At 34.3% G+C, this 362-nt stretch carries 1 protein-coding gene; it reads left to right on the top strand.

All coding sequences use genetic code 11. The annotated features are described in order from the left end of the window. The coding region (locus tag ACS72_RS16005; protein ID WP_048882688.1) for a hypothetical protein at positions 1-349 on the top strand (349 nt) is incomplete at its 5' end. Positions 350-362: the final 13 nt, after the last annotated feature.

Here is a 362-nt window from a genome sequence, read left to right as displayed (position 1 = left end):
GCTAGAAATCGCAAATAAGAAGCATACAGGCGCATTGAATAACAGTATTCAGGCATTAAACGAAGCCACAAACAGAATGAACTCAAAATTTATCATCATTTTTGCTAGTGCATTTGTCGCCTTAGAGATGGGATTCATTTTGGCAATATTCTTATACGTGACAAGCAAAGATGAAATTGATGAACGTAGAGCTGATATGGCTGTACTTAAAAAATATCCGATACAAATTAGAGAAAGTGATGGCGAAACGCTAGTCAGAATTATGACTAAGAAATGCTATTCATTTGAGCCAAATAAAGTCAAAAATAAAACTTATGATTGGTGTCGAATTGACCCTAAAAAATACTAGATGATCGGTACTT

The organism is Acinetobacter sp. VT 511 (assembly GCF_001077515.1).
Classification (GTDB): Bacteria; Pseudomonadota; Gammaproteobacteria; order Pseudomonadales; family Moraxellaceae; genus Acinetobacter; species Acinetobacter schindleri.
Note: the sequence above shows the minus strand (reverse complement) of the source record. Positions and strands in the feature narration are given on the sequence as shown.